Origin of the sequence: Thalassospira sp. UBA848 (assembly GCF_002295455.1) — a bacterium.
GTDB lineage: Bacteria > Pseudomonadota > Alphaproteobacteria > Rhodospirillales > Thalassospiraceae > Thalassospira.
Genome location: NZ_DBGS01000018.1, coordinates 25,021 through 42,727, shown reverse-complemented (window position 1 = coordinate 42,727; position 17,707 = coordinate 25,021). Strand labels below are relative to the sequence as shown.

16 protein-coding genes are annotated in these 17,707 nt (G+C 53.3%); 6 read left to right on the top strand and 10 right to left on the bottom strand.

The window, feature by feature from the left end:
* The 4 genes from B2R48_RS02210 to B2R48_RS02195 form a co-directional block, all read right to left on the bottom strand.
* Window positions 1-1,311: TRAP transporter permease (locus B2R48_RS02210; RefSeq protein WP_296997263.1), on the bottom strand; the 1,311-nt coding region annotated here is incomplete at its 3' end.
* Entirely contained in the window at window positions 1,308-2,291 is a 984-nt protein-coding gene (locus B2R48_RS02205) for a TAXI family TRAP transporter solute-binding subunit (protein WP_296997260.1), read from the bottom strand. The genes B2R48_RS02210 and B2R48_RS02205, both read right to left, overlap by 4 nt.
* Window positions 2,292-2,381: 90 nt before the next feature.
* On the bottom strand, window positions 2,382-3,860 hold the full coding sequence (locus tag B2R48_RS02200) for an aldehyde dehydrogenase family protein (protein WP_296997257.1): 1,479 nt from the start codon (window positions 3,858-3,860) through the stop codon (window positions 2,382-2,384).
* A 186-nt stretch (window positions 3,861-4,046) separates the two neighbouring features.
* A complete protein-coding gene (locus tag B2R48_RS02195) occupies window positions 4,047-5,324 on the bottom strand; it encodes a Rieske 2Fe-2S domain-containing protein (RefSeq protein ID WP_296997254.1) in 1,278 nt (425 codons plus the stop codon).
* A 136-nt stretch (window positions 5,325-5,460) separates the two neighbouring features.
* Between B2R48_RS02195 and B2R48_RS02190 the strand changes: the two genes are divergently transcribed.
* The 5 genes from B2R48_RS02190 to B2R48_RS02170 are packed head-to-tail and all read left to right on the top strand — an operon-like array spanning window position 5,461 to window position 9,930.
* Window positions 5,461-6,411: a PDR/VanB family oxidoreductase gene (locus B2R48_RS02190; RefSeq protein ID WP_296997252.1), complete on the top strand. Its 951-nt coding sequence runs from the start codon at window positions 5,461-5,463 to the stop codon at window positions 6,409-6,411.
* Complete coding sequence (locus tag B2R48_RS02185) at window positions 6,395-7,618, top strand: Gfo/Idh/MocA family oxidoreductase (RefSeq protein WP_296997249.1); 1,224 nt, start codon at window positions 6,395-6,397, stop codon at window positions 7,616-7,618. The genes B2R48_RS02190 and B2R48_RS02185 overlap by 17 nt, the downstream gene beginning before the upstream one ends.
* Window positions 7,615-8,607: an ABC transporter substrate-binding protein gene (locus tag B2R48_RS02180; RefSeq protein ID WP_296997247.1), complete on the top strand. Its 993-nt coding sequence runs from the start codon at window positions 7,615-7,617 to the stop codon at window positions 8,605-8,607. The genes B2R48_RS02185 and B2R48_RS02180 overlap by 4 nt, the downstream gene beginning before the upstream one ends.
* Window positions 8,604-9,485 carry a carboxylating nicotinate-nucleotide diphosphorylase gene (gene nadC, locus B2R48_RS02175; protein ID WP_296997245.1) on the top strand — a complete coding sequence of 294 codons (882 nt, stop codon included), beginning with the start codon at window positions 8,604-8,606 and terminating at the stop codon, window positions 9,483-9,485. The genes B2R48_RS02180 and nadC overlap by 4 nt, the downstream gene beginning before the upstream one ends.
* Window positions 9,486-9,489: 4 nt before the next feature.
* Window positions 9,490-9,930, top strand: a complete 441-nt coding sequence (locus B2R48_RS02170) for a hypothetical protein (protein WP_296997243.1) — start codon at window positions 9,490-9,492, stop codon at window positions 9,928-9,930.
* Between the two features lie 9 nt (window positions 9,931-9,939).
* Here B2R48_RS02170 and B2R48_RS02165 read toward each other — a convergent pair whose 3' ends face one another.
* Together B2R48_RS02165 and B2R48_RS02160 are read right to left on the bottom strand one after the other, a co-directional pair.
* Window positions 9,940-10,443: a MarR family winged helix-turn-helix transcriptional regulator gene (locus B2R48_RS02165; protein ID WP_296997241.1), complete on the bottom strand. Its 504-nt coding sequence runs from the start codon at window positions 10,441-10,443 to the stop codon at window positions 9,940-9,942.
* Between the two features lie 127 nt (window positions 10,444-10,570).
* Complete coding sequence (locus tag B2R48_RS02160) at window positions 10,571-12,358, bottom strand: thiamine pyrophosphate-binding protein (RefSeq protein WP_296997239.1); 1,788 nt, start codon at window positions 12,356-12,358, stop codon at window positions 10,571-10,573.
* Between the two features lie 229 nt (window positions 12,359-12,587).
* Here B2R48_RS02160 and B2R48_RS02155 point away from each other — a divergent pair, with 229 nt between their 5' ends.
* Window positions 12,588-12,935 carry a DoxX family protein gene (locus tag B2R48_RS02155; RefSeq protein ID WP_296997237.1) on the top strand — a complete coding sequence of 116 codons (348 nt, stop codon included), beginning with the start codon at window positions 12,588-12,590 and terminating at the stop codon, window positions 12,933-12,935.
* 522 nt (window positions 12,936-13,457) lie between these two features.
* Here B2R48_RS02155 and B2R48_RS02150 read toward each other — a convergent pair.
* From B2R48_RS02150 to B2R48_RS02135, 4 genes are all read right to left on the bottom strand, one after another.
* Window positions 13,458-14,219 (bottom strand): DeoR/GlpR family DNA-binding transcription regulator, encoded by a 762-nt coding sequence (locus B2R48_RS02150; RefSeq protein WP_296997233.1) that lies wholly within the window; start codon window positions 14,217-14,219, stop codon window positions 13,458-13,460.
* A gap of 22 nt (window positions 14,220-14,241) precedes the next feature.
* Window positions 14,242-15,177 (bottom strand): sugar-binding transcriptional regulator, encoded by a 936-nt coding sequence (locus tag B2R48_RS02145; RefSeq protein WP_296997230.1) that lies wholly within the window; start codon window positions 15,175-15,177, stop codon window positions 14,242-14,244.
* Window positions 15,178-15,265: 88 nt separating this feature from the next.
* The gene (locus B2R48_RS02140) at window positions 15,266-16,198 is read right to left on the bottom strand and encodes a TIM barrel protein (RefSeq protein ID WP_296997228.1); all 933 of its coding nucleotides are present in this window, start codon (window positions 16,196-16,198) and stop codon (window positions 15,266-15,268) included.
* Window positions 16,198-17,706, bottom strand: a complete 1,509-nt coding sequence (locus tag B2R48_RS02135; protein ID WP_296997225.1) for a glycerol-3-phosphate dehydrogenase — start codon at window positions 17,704-17,706, stop codon at window positions 16,198-16,200. The genes B2R48_RS02140 and B2R48_RS02135 overlap by 1 nt, the downstream gene beginning before the upstream one ends.
* Window position 17,707: the final 1 nt, after the last annotated feature.

The following is a 17,707-nucleotide window of genomic DNA, read 5'->3' as shown; positions in this document are numbered from 1 at the left end:
CATGATCACATTGGCAGCTTTCATGCCAAGACCGGTCATAGACAGACCACCGATCACAAGACCGGCTGCCGCACAGGCACCCGCAACGGGCAGAATACGCAGGGTTGTTTCACCAAGCCCTTCAACAACACGCCACAGGCTCATGCGGGTTCTTGGTGAACATGCTGCCGCAACCACCACCGATGCCGCCCCCAAACCAGCCGTCATGGTTGGTGAGTAGCCAAGTGACAGAACCAAAACAATCACCGCCACCGGGACCACAAACATCCAGCCATTGATGACCGTTTGCTTGAGAGTGGGAATATCATCCGGATAAGCACGCAAATCACGTTTTACAGCACGAAGATGGACCTGCGAAAAAACGCCAAGGTAATAAAGGATGGCTGGAATGATCGCTGCATACACCACTTCGCGATACGCAAACCCGGTATATTCCGCAAGAATGAATGCGGCCGAGCCCATGATAGGTGGCATCGCACTGCCCCCGGTGGAAGCTGCAACCTCAACTGCACCAGCAAAGCGCGCAGAATAGCCAAGCCGTTTCATGATTGGGATCGTGATAGATCCGGTTGCAACAACATCAGAAACCGGACTTCCCGAGATCGTGCCATACATGCCCGACGAGATAACCGCAACTTTTGCCGGGCCGCCCGGACTTTTACCGGTAAGCGCCGCCGCAAGATTGAAAAAGAAGTCACCACCGCCAGCGAATGACAGCAAGGTCCCGAACAGGACAAACAGGAAAACGTAACTCGCAACAACCTGGATTGGTACGCCGAACACGCCGTCTGTTGTGAAAATCAGAGCATCAAGAAGATAGCTATACTCGATCAAGCCATGCCCGAAGGGAGGCGGCAGCAAGTGTCCAAACAGGTTGTAAGCCATAAAGCCCAAAACCACGACCGTCAGACCAGCGCCAGTTGTGCGACGAGTAGCCTCTAATGAGAGAAACAGCAAAGAAGAGCCAAAGAAGAACTGCAGGGGGGTAAGTTCTTCGAGCAGGGTAATCCTGCTGGAAATGACATCGGCATTCCAAAGGAAGAATGCACCTGTCGCCAAGCTAAGTGCGCTGAGCCCCCAGTCGATGATCGTTGGCCGTTCAGCCGCGTTGGCACGCGAACCGATAACCAGAAACAGCATCGAAAAGAGACCGCTCAGAAACAAAATCCCGATGATCAGCGGATCGGAGATCACAAACAGGTTGCCATAGATCACGCCCAGAGCAAACAGCGCTGCAATGATGATCAGGGTTTTGTGGGGTAAGGCCGCAAACTTACGTTTGCGGCCTGTGCTAACAAGTGACTTCATCATTTGAGAAGTCCTGCCTCACGATATGCTTTTTCCGCGCCCGCGTGGAACGGCATGACATTCTGGTCAACCATCAACTCCGGGCTCAGCGCCTTCATGGACCCGTGAACAGCCTTCACCTCTTCGATGTGATCAATCAACGCCTTGGTCAATTCATATCCGGTAGATTCAGGCATCTGATCGGTCGTCACCAGAAGTGCACCAAGTGCTGGCGTTTCAACATCAGCAGGCTGGTTGGAATAGCTACCGCCCGGGATGGTGAAAGTCTGCGTGCCAAACCGTTCGTTGGTTGCATCAATCACGTCTTTCGGAATATCAAGAACAATCACTTCATTGTTCTCGTCAATTGCACGGAACGAAGAGTGCAGAACGAAGACACCGTTGGTGACCATATCGATACGGCCATCCTGAAGCAGGTCCGCCTGATCATTTGCACCGGCCTGCACAATACTGCCGCCATTAGCTTCAACAGCATCTTTGGCAAGTCCAGCCTGCTCGAGCATGAAGAGTGCAACGTTCGAGGTGATGTTACCGGAACGGTTCACACCAATACGCACCGGTGCCTTTGTCGTTGCAAGATCATCGAGGCTGTCGATGTTGTATTCATCGGCAATCGACTTCGCGAGGAAGAAGTGCATCGGCGCCCAATTATACATGTAGCCGATTGCACGCATGTTGGTCACAGGGGCCTTGAAAGGCGCTTCGCCTGCCAAAGCAATCTTCACTTCGGCGTTGTGAACAAGCCCCATATCCGTCCGGTTTGCCGCAAGCAAACCGATATTGGCAAAGCCGCCACCAGTCGCCTGATAGGTAACGACAGAGTCTGCATCAGACTGCTTGACTGCTCGGTCAATGCCTGCGCCAAGAAGGGACCACAAACCACCCGGGTTCCCACCCGACAATGTCAGGTTTACCGGTTCAGCTTGTGCAGTGTTAACGCCGAAGGCCAGTCCAATAGCCGCGGCAAGAGTCAAAAGCCTCATTCTTTCCTCCCTAATGGGTACGATCTCTGATTATGGTTTTGTTTTATTGTTATTGGACGCCGAACCTTTTCAGGTTTCCGCAAAGCAGCGTCAGGCCTCGAAAGTGATATTCACGTTTTTCTGTTCGGTATAGGACAGCATCTCACCGAGGCATTCTTCACGCCCGATACCTGATTGCTTCATCCCGCCGTATGGGGTGCCAAGAAAATGGTCGCTGGAATTGTTGACCCAGACATATCCGGCACAAATGTCATCCACGGCCCGCATTGCCTGGGAAAGGTCACGCGTCCAGACTGAGGCTGTTAACCCGTAATCAACACCGTTCACGGCATCGATAAGAGCGTCATACTCCGTCCACTTCAGGATACTTAGTACGGGACCAAACACTTCTTCTTGGGCTATGCGCATCTCAGGTGTCACATCGGCAAACACCGTCGGCCTGACGAAAAAGCCACCCGCCAGATCGGCAGGAACGTCGCCTCCTGCAACCATCCTTGCCCCTTCATCTTTGGCAATATCGATGTAGTGAAGAACCTTCTCGTACTGACCTCGTGTGGACAAACACCCCATCTGAGTGTCTGGGGAGAGTGGATCACCCGAGGTAATATCGTTGAAAGCGGAAGCCAGTTGTTCGACAACCAGATCATAAATGCTCTCATGAACGAAAACACGACTGGTCGACCCGCATGACTGCCCCGCCGTCCACGGCAAATTCATGCCCTTAACAGCACTTTGAACGGCTTTTTCAACATCGGCATCGGGGAATATGACAAGGGCGTTTTTGCCCCCCAGCTCAAGAGAGACATGCTTAAGTGTCTCCGCGGACTGGCGCATAACAGCACGTCCGGTTGCGGCACTGCCAACAACACTGACGCTTGCGATCCCCGGATGGGTCGAAAGACCTGCACCCAGATCGGGGCCACCATTCAGAATATTCAAAACACCGGGCGGGAAAAGACCGCCGATCAGTTCTGCAACCTTCAGACTTGAAAGCGGCGTTTCTTCGGACGGCTTAATAATAACGCTGTTACCAGCCATAATCGGCGGCGCGAGCTTGGCACATGCAAACATCAATGGATGGTTGAACGGGACAATACGGGCAACAACCCCGACCGGCTCGCGAACGACATAGTTCACTTTGCCCGCGCCAACCGGAACAGTTTCGCCCTTAAGCTCCGTCGCAAGACCGGCAAAGAAATCCATCAAGGTCGCGGCAAGTTCGACATCAAACAGCATCCCGGTCAGGGAATTTCCGCTATCGAGCGCATCAATACGGGCAAGCTCGTCCTTGTTTGCGCGGATGATGTTCGCGGCTTCACGCATCACTTGTGAACGTTCGCGCGGAGTGGTGCGCGCCCAAAGTTTCTGGCCTGCCGCTGCCGCTGTCACAGCAGCATCAAGATCAGATGCTGAGCCGCTATCTACCTTTGCGATTTCAGTTCCGGTAGAAGGCGCAAAGACCGGGATTTGGGCATTTGCGGCGCGATGCCATGCCCCTCCATAATAGAGCCCTTTGGGAACTCTCTCAGTCAGCAATACCTCGGCAGTAGAAGCTTTCAATGGCTTCATGCTGTTTTCCTCCCAGGAAAATCCGCGCTCTATATTTTTATTGTACGCGGAAAGGTCGTTATTTTCTTTTTTATAAGATATCTAAGTTAAATGGCAGGACATATGATCCGTCAACAATAAAATTAGATATCTTAGTTATTTTTTACCTGAAGGGCAGATTCGCAGCCGAACCTGCCCTTGAAAACACTACTCAGCAGCGACACTTGCTTCTTCTACAAGCGTACGCCAATCAACGGTTTGTGGATAAACCCCCTCGCGCGAAGCGATGTTTACTTGAGGGACTCTTGGTTCCGTCGTTCCAAGGGCCTCACCGCCGGCATCAACTTTCCTTGCGGCGTCCACCATCAGACGACGAAACTCGACAATCGCCAGATCGGATGCGCCCAAGATATCGTCAGACCGGTCAACAATCGCCCCCATAGAAACCCACATCACGATATCCTGGTTCGGAATACCGAGCACACCGGTAAAGTTCCCAAGCTTCATAGCTTGGCGGTCCTGCAGGAAGTTGTTGTGGAGTTGTCGCTGGGAAACCCATCGTTCATCCAGATGAATGCCTTTTTGGGCATGGTTGAACTTGCGCCACTCTTCGGTTGTCGGGCAGGCCTTCCCACCCCACGCGATGAAATGGAAGTGCGTGGTTTCATCATCGATCGGTACGATGACGCTCGCGACATTGTAATTGTTGTTCGGCGGAATCAATGAAGTGTATGGCGCGATGTATTCAGTAATACGCAGATAATGATGCGTGCCGGCATTCTTGATCGGCTTGCGGATCGCAGCATAGTGGAAACCATAGCTGGTTGTCTGCGTTTGCATGCGCGGCGATTTGTCGGTGGACGGACGATACCACGCCTGATCGTCTGCAGACGCGCCTTCGACACGCGCGGGTTTCATGTCAGAAGAATGCAGGCTTGAAGAGTGCGCAGAGTCGATCTGACCTTCAGTGATCTGTGCCCAGTTTGCCGGGATGCGAATTTTCAGGATGGAAACCTGCGTGTCTTCGGTCGGTGCAAAAGCGGGCGGAGAAAACGGATACATGTCTTCTTCTTCGCCAAGCCACGCCCAGACAAATCCACCCCACTCGACCGTTTTATAGGATTTGTGTTTGACCTTTTCGTGAAGCGGGCTGCCTTCAGGTTCGGACGACATGGCAACGCAGTTGCCTTCAACGTCGAATTTCCATCCATGATAAAGGCAGCGCAGTCCGCAATCCTCATTACGACCGAACACAAGAGACGCACGTCGATGCGGGCAAAGCTCGTCAAGCAGTCCAAGCTTGCCTTCTGAGTCGCGAAACGCGACGTAACGGTTACCCACCGCTTCAACAAGCAGCGGTTTGCCATCTGCTTCAGCGACTTCCTCAATCAGGCAAACCGGCGTCCAGTGCTGGCGCATCAGCTTGCCCATCGGCGCATCGCCAGTGACGCGGGTTAAAAGATCATTCTCCTCATGGCTCAGCATCTCGCGAACTCTCCTCCGTGTTACTTATTCTTAGATATCGAAGATTATATACATGACCTGATTACAGGCGTCTAGTGACTTGACAAGAATTATTAGATATCTAATTTATTGCGTAAAGTTAATTCGGGAGGAAAAAATGTCAATAGAATTAGAAAGCATAAAAATGCGCGTTGTGGCCCGGCGAGAGCTCACTCCCCACATCTGCGAGTTTGCGCTTTTTCCTGTGGAAGGCATTGAACTTCCAGCATTTGAACCCGGCTCGCACATCACAGTTGAGACCCCCTCCGGGGCGATGCGCCGCTATTCGCTGGTCAATGATGGACACAGCCCCGAGGAGTATGTGATCGCCGTAAAACGTGAACCTGAATCGCGTGGCGGCTCCTCTTCGATGCACGAGTCGGCGCTTGAAGGAACCGAGTTATCGATCCAGCCGCCCGAGAACACCTTTGCCCTGAAAAATGCGTCAAAATACCTTCTGATTGCCGGGGGCATCGGCGTCACACCCATCTATGCGATGGCCAATCACCTGACGATGGAAGGAAAACCCTTCAAGATCATCTATTGCACGCGAACTGCGGAAGATACGGCATATATGGCCGAGATGAAGGAAGCCTTCGGCTCAAACGTTACCTTCCATCATGACAATGGCAACCTTGAACAGGTTTACGATTTCTGGGACCACTTCGAAGAGCCTAGCCAAATCCATGTCTATTGCTGTGGACCATCACCTTTGATGGAAGAAATCAAGGCGATTTCCGGTCACTGGCCCGAAGGGCGTGTCCATTTCGAGGATTTCAAGGCCGTTGAGGCCGTCCGCGAGGATGACAAGGCGTTCGAGGTCACGCTTCTTAACACCGGAGAGACAATACAGGTCCCGGCAGATCGATCTGTTCTTGAAGCTTTGCGCGACAGTGGCATCAAAACCGTCAGCTCATGCGAGAGTGGCACATGTGGCACATGCCGCTGCAAGCTGATCGAAGGTGATGTCGACCATCGCGATATGGTGCTGATGGATGAGGAAAAAGACAGCCAGATCATGATCTGCGTCTCCCGCGCCAGGGAGGGTAACCTTGTCATCGAACTCTGAGTGCCGGTCTGAACAGACCCCGTTGCGTCTGGGTGTGATCGGGCTCGGACGCGGGTTCATGCTGACATTGCCAAGCCTGCTTGCCGATGAACGCGTCAAACTCGTCGCGGCCTGTGCCCCGCGGGCATCATCGCGTGCTTCATTCGAAAAGGAATTCGGCGGCCAAACATATGATCGCGTTGAAGACATCTGTGCTGACCCAGACGTCGAAGCTGTTTACATCGCAACACCACATCAGATGCATGTCGATCACGTTTCAATCGCCGCCCGCGCAGGAAAACATGTGCTCGTCGAAAAGCCACTGGCGATAAGCCTTGAGGATGGCATCAAGATGGTCGAGGCCTGCGAGCAGGCTGGCGTACAGCTGATTGTGGGACCAAGTCACAGCTTTGACGGTGCCGTCAGCCTTGCCCACGATATCATTCAGTCCGGCAAGGTTGGTCGGGTCAGAATGATCCACGCCCTGAACTATACCGACTTTCTGTACCGCCCCCGCAGACCCGAAGAACTCGTTACAGCAGAAGGTGGTGGCGTCATCTTTAGTCAGGCTGTCCATCAGCTTGATATCGTCCGGCTTCTGGGCGGTGGCATGGTGAAGACCATTACGGCAGCTACCGGCAACTGGGATCCAGAACGCTCTACAGAAGGTGCGTATAGCGCCCTTGTCTGTTTTGAAGGAGGCGCCTTTGCGTCTTTGACCTATTCGGGCTATGCGCATTTTGATTCAGACGTCTGGCAAGATTGGGTTGGTGAATTGGGTTACCCCAAAGACCCTGCCAATTATGGTCAGGCCCGCATCGCACTTTCAAAAGTATCCTCCCCGCAAGAGGAAGCCGCCCTTAAATCTGGCCGGACATATGGGGAGGCACCGGTGCGACCGCCAGCTCCCCATCACGAACATTTCGGACCAATTGTTGTTTCCTGCGAAGGGGGCGATTTGCGCATCACGGCAGATGGCGTTTGGTTGCATGGCGATTTTGAACAGAAGTTCATGCCAGCTCCAATGCATGCCGGCCCGCGATCTGAGGTTGTCTCGGCACTGATCAGCGCAGTGCGCTTGAATGCGCCGCCATCACAAACTGGCCGCTGGGGACTGGCAACACTCGAAGCCTGTCACGCAATTTTGCAATCGGCAGAAACAGCCGGAACCGTGAAATTGGTTCATCAAATACCGTCAAAAGAAACAAACACCGGAGGAAACTCGTGAGTAACCTGACCCTTTCACTGGCCTATGGGGACTATGATCGCACCAGACCGATTTTTGATGGTCGCGTCAAAATTGATGGCGTCGACCCGGTATCGATGCTCCTGTCACCCGAAGAAATGTTCTTCCGGGCATTTCGCAACGAAGACTTCGACGTAAGTGAACTTTCATTTTCATCTTATTGTGTGAAGCTTGCCCGTAACGAAGCACATTACGTGGCGATCCCGGTATTTCTCTCTCGCGCCTTCCGCCATACCTCGGTTTACATTCGCACCGACAAGGGCATTAACAAGCCAGAGGATCTAAAGGGCCGCAAGATCGGCATTGCCGAATATCAGCTGACCGCCAATGTTTGGGTGCGAGGCATTCTGGAAGACGACTACGGTGTAAAACCATCCGATATCCATTGGGTACGTGGTGGTATGGACACCCCGGGCCGCCCGGAAAAGATTAAGGTTGAGCTTCCCGAAGACGTCAAAATGACCCAAGCCCCCGAAGGCGCCACCCTCAACCAGATGCTGGCAGATGGCGAGATTGATGGCTTTATCGGTCCGCGTTGGCCGAAATGCTTTAATGAGGGCCACCCGCATGTTGGCCGCCTGTTCTCAGACAGCATTTCTGCAGCTGAGGGCCACTATAACCGCACCGGCATTTTCCCGATCATGCATGTGCTAGGCGTCCGGAGAAGTCTTGCAGATCAACATCCTTGGCTGCCCGGCGCGTTGCTTAAGGCTTTCTCGCAATCCAAGCAAATGGCTTTGGAAGCACTGAGCGATACCTCCGCAACCAAGGTCACCATGCCATTTGTCGAAGATACCCTTGATCGTGCCAAGAAACTTCTGGGCGACGATTTGTGGCCATATGGAGAGGCACCGAACCGCAAAGTGATCGAAACCTTCCTTGACTACCATTACCGTCAGGGCCTCTCACCACGGAAGCTTTCTATCGACGAACTCTTCCACCCCTCCACCCGCGAGGTTTTCAGCCTATGACCACCAATAAAGCAAAAACATCGGGCGCATTTCCCTCTCTCCCGGCCATTCTGGTCGAAGAGGGCGTGCGTGCCGCTCTCAAGGAAGACCTTGGCCGCGCCGGTGATCTGACCACCGATGCAACGATCGGCCCGGAGCTGAGCGCAAAAGTATCCCTCGTTTCCCGCGAAGCCGGGCGCCTCTGCGGTGTTGATTTTGCCCGGACTTCTTTTGCTCTTGCCGGTGCAGGGCTCCAGTTCGAGGCCTTCCGAAAAGATGGGGATACGCTCGCGCCAGGTGACGAAATCGCGCGGGTGACAGGAAACGCACGTGCCATCCTTTCATCCGAACGTGTCGCACTGAACTACCTCTGCCATCTGTCTGGCGTTGCAAGCACAACAGCAAAGTTTGCCGACTTAATTGCGCACACAGATGCGCGGATTTGCTGCACGCGTAAAACCACACCCGGTTTGCGGGCCTTTGAAAAATATGCCGTACGTTGTGGTGGCGGTGCAAACCATCGCTTTGGCCTTGATGATGCGGTTCTGATCAAGGACAACCACATCGCCGTTTGCGGCAGCATCACCAAGGCGATCGAAGCCGCGCGTAATTATGTCGGGCATCTTGTTGTGATTGAGATCGAAGTCGACACGCTTGAACAACTCGAAGAAGCGCTAAGCGCTGGTGCAACGACCGTTCTTGTCGACAACTTCGGAATTGATGGCCTGAAAGAAGCGGTGAAGCTTAACAACGGTCGCGCGCGGATTGAGGCATCAGGCGGGATCAATATCGATACAATCAAGGATGTTGCCGAAACAGGGGTTGATTTCATCTCAAGCTCCAAGATCACCATTTCTGCACCGACCCTTGATATCGGTCTCGACGTCACACTGGGGTAGAACAATGAAACAATTTCAGCCTGGCGATATCATCGAAATCACGCTCCCCCAAGGCTTTGGCTACTTGCAAGTCACGCACAACCATCCTGCGTACCCTGAAGTAGTCCGTGCCTTGCCCGGGCGCCATCCGGCTCGCCCGGCAAACATTGCAGAGCTTGCAAAAGGCAAAACCGAATTCACCTTCATGCTCCCGCTATTCTCAGCGCTTAAACAGGGCATGATCAAAGGCGAAAAAGTCGGTGCCGCGAAAATACCGGCCAGCGACAGCACCTTTCCCACATTCCGGATGCCGATCCGCGACAAGCAAGGCAACGTCGTATATTGGTGGTTCTGGGATGGTGAAGGATTGCACTATGACGCAAATCCAGACGCGTCAGCAGACCAAATGCCGCTGCGAGAAATCACAACGGCAGATGCCTTGATCGCAAAGCTGTCAGCGGTCTGATCGGACGCCTTAGGTTGGAATGCGGGTTGGCGGGACTTTACGTCCTTCCTCTCCCGCCTTTCGCTCATCTTCCTCGAGATTCTCAAGAATAATCAGCATGCCCTTCCGGATGGTTTCGATCTCGTCTGGTGTCAAGCCATCCAAGGCAACCTCGTTCACCTCAATCGCGAGCGGTTCAAGCTCCACACGAAGCTCCTTGCCTCGTTTGGTCAGGAATACATGCTGTTTGCGGCGATTACCGGCCAAGGTACGCTTTTCAAGAAAGCCAAGCGCTTCAAGACGTTGCAAGGCTGTATGTGTCGTTGGCTCGGTAAGACCGGCTTCTTCGGCCAGCTCACGTTGGGTTAAACCTTCCTGCTGCCACAGGATACGCAGGAAAATCCACTGGCCAAACGTCACGTGATGCGACGCAAGACGTATCTGCAGAGAACGGTTAAAACCGCGGGTTGCCAGCCGGATAATATGCGCAAGACGTTCGCGTGAATCCGGAACTCTGTTTTCTCTATCGGCCATGAATTGATGGATGCCCCTAAAACCAACTGATCTTGCTTTTCGGATTGACTGATACAGCCGTCTTTTACCGGTGTCAAACGTGCTTAGCCGGGAGCTTGCCAAGCACGCTTGCACATTACGCCAACGATTAACCTTCGTCACCTTCGGCAGTTTCTTCAGCCGTACGCGTCATACCCGACGACATGGCCTTGGTGTAACCAGGGGTTATGCGCGCATCGATCACGACGGCTTTTCCCGCCTTGACGATTGGCAACGCTTCTTCAATGGCGGCATTTAGTTCTTCCGGTGTGGACACAGGACCAAATGCCATCAACCCTTGCGCCCGGGCCATTGCCGCCAAATCGATATCCGGCCCGCCAATATGCTGGCCAATCCATTTGTTTTCGACCGGACGTTCGCGACTGATGGCAACTTTTTCCTGATGAATTTCATCGTTATAGAAAGACCGGTTATTGGCAATGATCGCAAGAAACGCAATGCCATAGCGTGCAGCAGTCCAAAACGCCGAAAGCCCCATCAGGAAATCACCATCCCCTAAAACGGCAACCGGAAGACGATTGGTGTCGCGCAGCGCCAACGCCGCACCGACCAACATGCCAGGACCCGACGCAATCCCGGCTCCACCATCATAGCCAAGGTAGTCAAGTGGGTGGCGGAAATGCCAAAGATCACCACCCCAGCTAAGCGGCAACCGAACAAGCGACACGACCTCTTCGGCGACTGCCGCTCCCAAAGATGCAGCAAGACTGTCCACGTTAAGCGGGGCTGCGGAATCTGCGATATCGCCAGTGCATAGTGCCGGCAGACTTTCCAGACTACTGGTTGCTGCAATGTCAGCTTCTTTGCAAAGTTGCTTGATAACCACATCCGGTTCAGCGGCGATATGCAGATCAGCCCTGACATTTGCCTGATGATCCATGCTCCAGCCATTGTGGATCTGATGATCGAGCGAAATCTGAACAATCTTTGTATTTTCCGCCCTCGGCCCAGCCTGTTTCAGCGTACCAGCAACATCGACCCAGTCAAAACTGACAATCAGGTCGGCATCGCTCAAGACACGAGCTCCTTCTGGCGACATAAAGAAGCCCGGAGCACCGGTATGGAGCGCGTGATCCGTCGGAAATGCTGCCCCAAGCTTGATGTCCGTGAGAACGCGGGCATTGAATACCTCTGCCAGCGCGACGCGGCGCGTCCAATCCTCCTCGTTGCGCGAAACACGGCCCATCAGGAACACTGGCGCTTTCGCCGTTCGAAGCATCGTCTGCAATTCGATCAAAGTTTCGCGTGATGCGGCGGGTTGCGCAGGCAAGGCATGACGACTGACATCAGGAAGACTTATGGGCTCGGTGACTTCCTCTTCCTGTACCGAAACGTCAAAACAAACGTAAACTGGCGCCATCGGAGCCGTTTTTGCAATTGTTGCCCCGCGCATCATGGCTTCAAGCGATGCACGAATAGAAGCGGGTTGATCGTCCCATTTGACATAGGGGCGTACCAAAGCGGCCTGATCACGGGATGTATGAATCCAGTCAATCCATGGACGCCGCTCGGCGGCGTCGACGGGACCGGTGGCACCAAACACCAAGACAGGCACACGATCACACCACGCGTTGTAAATTGACATTGCGGCATGCATCAGCCCAACATTGGCATGAACGATGGCCGCCATTGGGCGCCCAGTAACTTTCGCCCAGCCATGTGCGATCGCAACCGTATGCTCTTCATGCAGGCACAGCAGCATTCTGGGCTCTTCATTCCCAAGATGGTTGACCAGACTGTCATGTAAACCGCGGAAGCTTGATCCGGGATTAAGGGCAACAAATTCGACATCAAGGGACCGCATCATCTCTGCAATCAGGTCACTGCCCCATACCCCTTCCGATCCTGACGCGACAGGATTCTCGACCTTTTCCATTTTTCCTCCCGGACTTTTCAGTGCTTTATCAAAGCTATTTAGAATTTTTCTTTTTAAATACTTCGATATCTAACATTATGTCAAACGGGATTTCCCCGCGAACAGAACAGATGTCACAAAGGAGCTAAAGATAGGCTTTGGATTGCAATACGCCGCCGACCCAAAATGACTGTTCTAGAGATCACCAGCCCCAGCTTACTGATCAGCAGCAACCAACAGAGCGAGAAATATGAAGAAATTGAATTGGTTAACGATTTACGCCCTGATACTGGCCGTTTTCTTTGTCATCGGCGGCACGATGAATTTGCTCGCGTCTGATGCAACGCAAACAGATTACGCAAGATGGGGTTACCCGACATGGTTTCCCTATCTCACTGGAACCTTGGAGTGGGCCGCAGCCATACTTCTTGTGTTTCGCGCGACACGCCTGGTCGGCGCAGCATTGGCAGGAAGCGTTATGATCGCGGCAGCTGGAACGCTCATCCTCAACGGCGAATACACCCACAGCATCGCACCAATAGCGGTTCTGATCCTCGTTGCGGCCTACGCGATTACTCACGCCAAACATGGACGGTGAAGAAAGAAGCGATACATCAAAGAGCCACTTATGTGACCTGAAGGCCCAGCAACCGAGCGACATTGTCGCCTTGTTTTCCAATGCGAGAATGCTCGAAAACCCGGAATTATAACAAACAAACATCTGCACCGACGCATATATGCGTCGGGCTTAGGCGGAATAAATTTTTGTCAGGTGCCACAAAAGATGACATTCGACTTATTGCGAAATCAATACGTTAGGATTGTCGATTGTCAGATAAGTTGTCATCGATTGTCACAAAAGATGACAAAAATCTGCAGAATTGACAGAAAAGCTGACAATTTTATCAAACGCCTAGGAACAGCATCAGCGCCCGTCGTTGCAGTCTGTTGATTTGATTAAATATTATGCTTTCACAACCGAATATCGACCCGGGTTACTTACTGATAACCGCAACAGTATTCAGGTGAACTCTTTAGAAAGCACTCCAGTCTGGATACCTTCACAGCAAGTTAGAGCACAGCACTATCCATCTCAGTTTTAGAACATTCAAGCTGATATCTAGTTAGCGATAACAAGTTTGATGCCAGCCTCCGACAGTTGTAGGGACGCTTTCTCTGACGGTTCTGCGTCGGTAATCACTGCCGAAAACTCAAAAAACGGCGCCAACACATGAAGGGCTGTGTGATCAAATCTGAGGTGATTGATCAGAAGGACTGAGCGTGTTGCACCGTCCATCATGCGGCGTTTGGTTCGGGTGATATCATCATCCATGTGATAGACGTGACCATCGCCCGCAGCCGGGGTGGAGATAAAGGCAATATCGGCGCGCAGACTTCCTAGGGTTTCTTCGGTCACACGTCCGACCCAGGCATTGTACTTCGCAGAATATTTACCACCGAGCGCAATCACCGTGATGCCCGGTTCAGCCTTGAGCGTTTCCATCACCGCGTCGTTGTTGGTGATCACGGTCAACGGACGTTTTTCGGGAAGCATCGCACCCAGAACAGCTGCGGTTGAGCCATCATTGATCATCACCGTCATGCCGGGTTCCACCCATTCAAGGGCCGCGCGCGCCATGCGTTCCTTAAGTTCATGTCCCTGAAGATTGCGGAAGCGGAAATCACTTTCGAATTGAGAACCAGGCTCAATCGTCGCACCGCCACGAGTACGGCGCAGAAGGCCTTCGCTTTCGAGATCATCAAAATCACGATGAATGGTCATTTTCGAGACGCCGAATGTTTCGGCCAACTCATCAAGCTGCACAGCGCCATCGCGCACGAGCGCATCCAGAATCTGTTGCCTGCGGTCGTCTCGTTTCATCTGGGTTCCTTTGCGCGGTCAGTCAATCCAGCAGAGCGCGTGCGGTTCGCTCGTCCGTAATCAGACCGGCAACCCGTCCCGATTTCAGTACCGCCCGGATCGCATCAATCTTGTCCGGTCCGCCTGCAATCGCGACAATATCTTCTTTCCGCTCAGGATCATAGCCCACTGCGAGTGTTCTCGCCGAAAGGGTTGTATTGATGATCTCGCCATCGGCATCAAAGAAATCACCCAGCATCTCGCCTCGTGCACCAGCAGCAGCAATTTCTTCAATCTCGGCAGGCTCAATCATGCCAGATGAAACAAGCTGCGCATCCGCAGTCGCAGTGCCTATACCAACGATCTTGAGCGTCGCGTCCTGTGCCATGCGAAACACATCATCAACACCGCGCTGGGACAGGAGAACTTCCCGGTCTTCGACCGTGTTGGCAAAAAAAGGAACCGGCATGACATAGGCGCGTGCGCCAGTTTTTTCCGCCAGACGATGCATCACATCGTGTGGGTTTGCCGAGAAATTACGCGTTAGCCCACCCAGAAGAGAGACGAAATGAAGCCCCTTGGCGTCCGTGCGTGGCAACTGGCGGGTGACTTCGGCCAAAGTGCGGCCATGCCCAAGGCCAATGATCGAATGTTCCCCCGCTTCAAACTGGCGCTTGAGGTAAGCAGCCCCGGCCAGTGCCAGCGCACGCACTGGCAAACCTTCCTCGCCGATATCTGGTGCTACTTCGCACAGTTTAAGCCCATAGGCCTCAAACAGTCTGGCTTCGAGCTGAACGCATTCGACGATATCGCCTTCGATTGAAACTTTGACCCGCCCATCGGCGACCGCCTTGGCAATCAACCGGTGGGCCTTCACCGATGGAAGGCCCAATCGTTTGGCAACCTTGGCCTGTGTCAGACCGCCAACGTAGTGCATCCAGGCGGCCCGGATGGCAAGGGTTTCATCAGTGTCGTTCATATTATCCTTCGGCCTTACAAGGCCATAAACCTTTGGGTCAGCTATTTATACGGCGCCAACACAGATGAGGAAAGACTTCCCTGCATGTTCAAAGTTTTAGCGAAGCTGCACCGGTATCGATATATGGCGCCCAGAATGCGACACTTTCCGCAATCTGTGGGATAACCTCGCGGTCATTGGGCTCACGTTCCTTGAACGACAACTCAAGACATATCTCGTTGTTCTCAGCCCCGCCTTGGGCAAATGCTTCAAGCAGGGGTTCAGGCTGAATGCGCCCGCGGGCATTGAATTCCGCAGTGAATGGACGATGGCCGCCCTTATCCATCAGGCTTTGTTTGATGTGAATGATCGGTGAGACTTTTGGAACCGAGCGAGCCCAAGCATAAGGATCAAAATCATCCGGATTGTCAGATGTCACATCGCCATGATCAATGTCAGCCATCATCCACATCGGAATGGCCATATTGGCCGCGGTCAAACGGTCCTGAAGGGCAATGCATTCATCAATGGTCTCGCCAAATTCACGCGCGATGCTCATCGGTTCCCAAAACACATATTCAAGCCCGGCGGCTTTACCGTGCTCGGCAACTTCGGCCCAGCAATCTATGGCGATCTTGATCATTTCTTCGCGCAAGGCTGGATCGTCCTGTTCGCGATAGGTCAGGATGGCAAACTGGGTTCCAACCGATGTCCCGCCCAGATCTGCGGTGATATCGGCAAAGGTTTTGAACCAGTCAATATAATAGCGCCGAACATCTGCATCGGGATGGCCGAAATGGTTGAGCCGCCCATAGGGCCCAGTCATGCCCGATGTCACCCGCACGCCGGTTCGATCAAGCGCCTTGCCCATCTGCCGGGTCAACCGGCGGATCACAGGGGCCTGCCACGATGGGTTGATGAATTCATGGGTCAGCTGCAAATCGCGTATCCGCAAATCACGCGTCACACAATCAATCAGATCGTCAGGATCGGCAAAACGATTGACCAGCGGATTGGTATTAAGCGAAAGGGTCAAATTCATCAGGACGCCACCGCATAAGCTGTTTCAAACCAGTTTTCGAACACGTCAATTTCGGCGTTGGTCATATCAAGGCGGTGCTTGGTACGCCGCCAGATGATGTCTTCTGCGGTGATTGCCCATTCATTCTCGACAAGCCAGTTGACTTCGGCCTCATAAAGGTGCGCGCCGAAGTAACGCCCCAACCCTTCCAGACTGGTTGACGATCCAACAACCTTGCTGGTGAGCGTCCCGTAACGGCGACCGTAATAGTCGCGAAGTGCTCGGCTCATCCAAGGGTAGTCTTCCTTGAGCGTCTCGCCAAAGGCGGTGTAATCGGCATTGGGCATATCCCCACCCGGAAGCGGCGCGCTTTCCGTCCAGTCCTTACCCATTTTCGGGAAGATATGACGGATCTCATGCATGCCACGTTCTGCCAATTCTCGGAAGGTCGTGATCTTGCCCCCGAAGATATTGAGCAGTGGCGCGCCGTCCTTTTCGTCAAGATCAAAAACATAATCGCGCGTCACAGCAGACGGGTTGCCATGCCCATCATCAAAGAGCGGACGCACCCCCGAGAAGGTTTCAAGAATGTCTTCGCGGCGAAGCTTTTCCTTGAAATATCGGTTCACACAATCAAGCAGATAGGAGATTTCATAATCATCAATCGCAACGTCTTCAGCACGTCCGTCATAGGCGATGTCGGTGGTCCCGATCAGCGCCTTGTTGCCTTCATAGGCATTGATGAAAATCACGCGCTTGTCGTCATTCTGCACAAGGTAACTGTGCGGACCTTCCCAGAATTTCGGGACGATGATGTGGCTGCCCTTCACAAGGCGGACATTGCGCGTTGAATTGGCGCCAGCAACGCGGGTCAGAACATCGGTCACCCACGGGCCAGCAGCATTGACCAAACATTTTGCCAAAAATTCACGCGTTTCACCGGTGATGCTGTTCTTGGTCGTAACCCGCCATTTGCCATTTTCGCGTCGCGCACTGACCGCCGGCGACCGGGTCATGACAATGGCTCCGCGCTGGGCAGCATCAAGGGCGTTAAGCGTTACAAGACGCGCATCATCAACCCAACAATCGGAATATTCAAACCCGCGCGTGTATTTATCAAGAAGTGGCGTGCCTTCCGGATCACGCAGCAAATCGAGGGTCCGGGTTCCAGGCAGCTTTTTGCGACCACCCAAGTGGTCGTACAAAAACAGCCCCAAACGCACCAACCATGCCGGGCGGTCCTGCGGAGAATGCGGCAAGACAAAGCGCAACGGCCAAATAATATGAGGGGCCGCATTCATCAGAACTTCGCGTTCGATCAATGCTTCGCGGACCAACCTGAATTCGTAATATTCGAGGTAACGCAACCCACCATGTACAAGCTTGCCCGAACGTGATGACGTCCCTTCGGCAAGATCGTCCTTTTCGCACAAGGCAACCGACAAACCACGACCTGCCGCGTCACGGGCAAAGCCCGCCCCGTTAATGCCACCACCGATGACAAATAGATCCAGTTCCTGCGTGCTCATG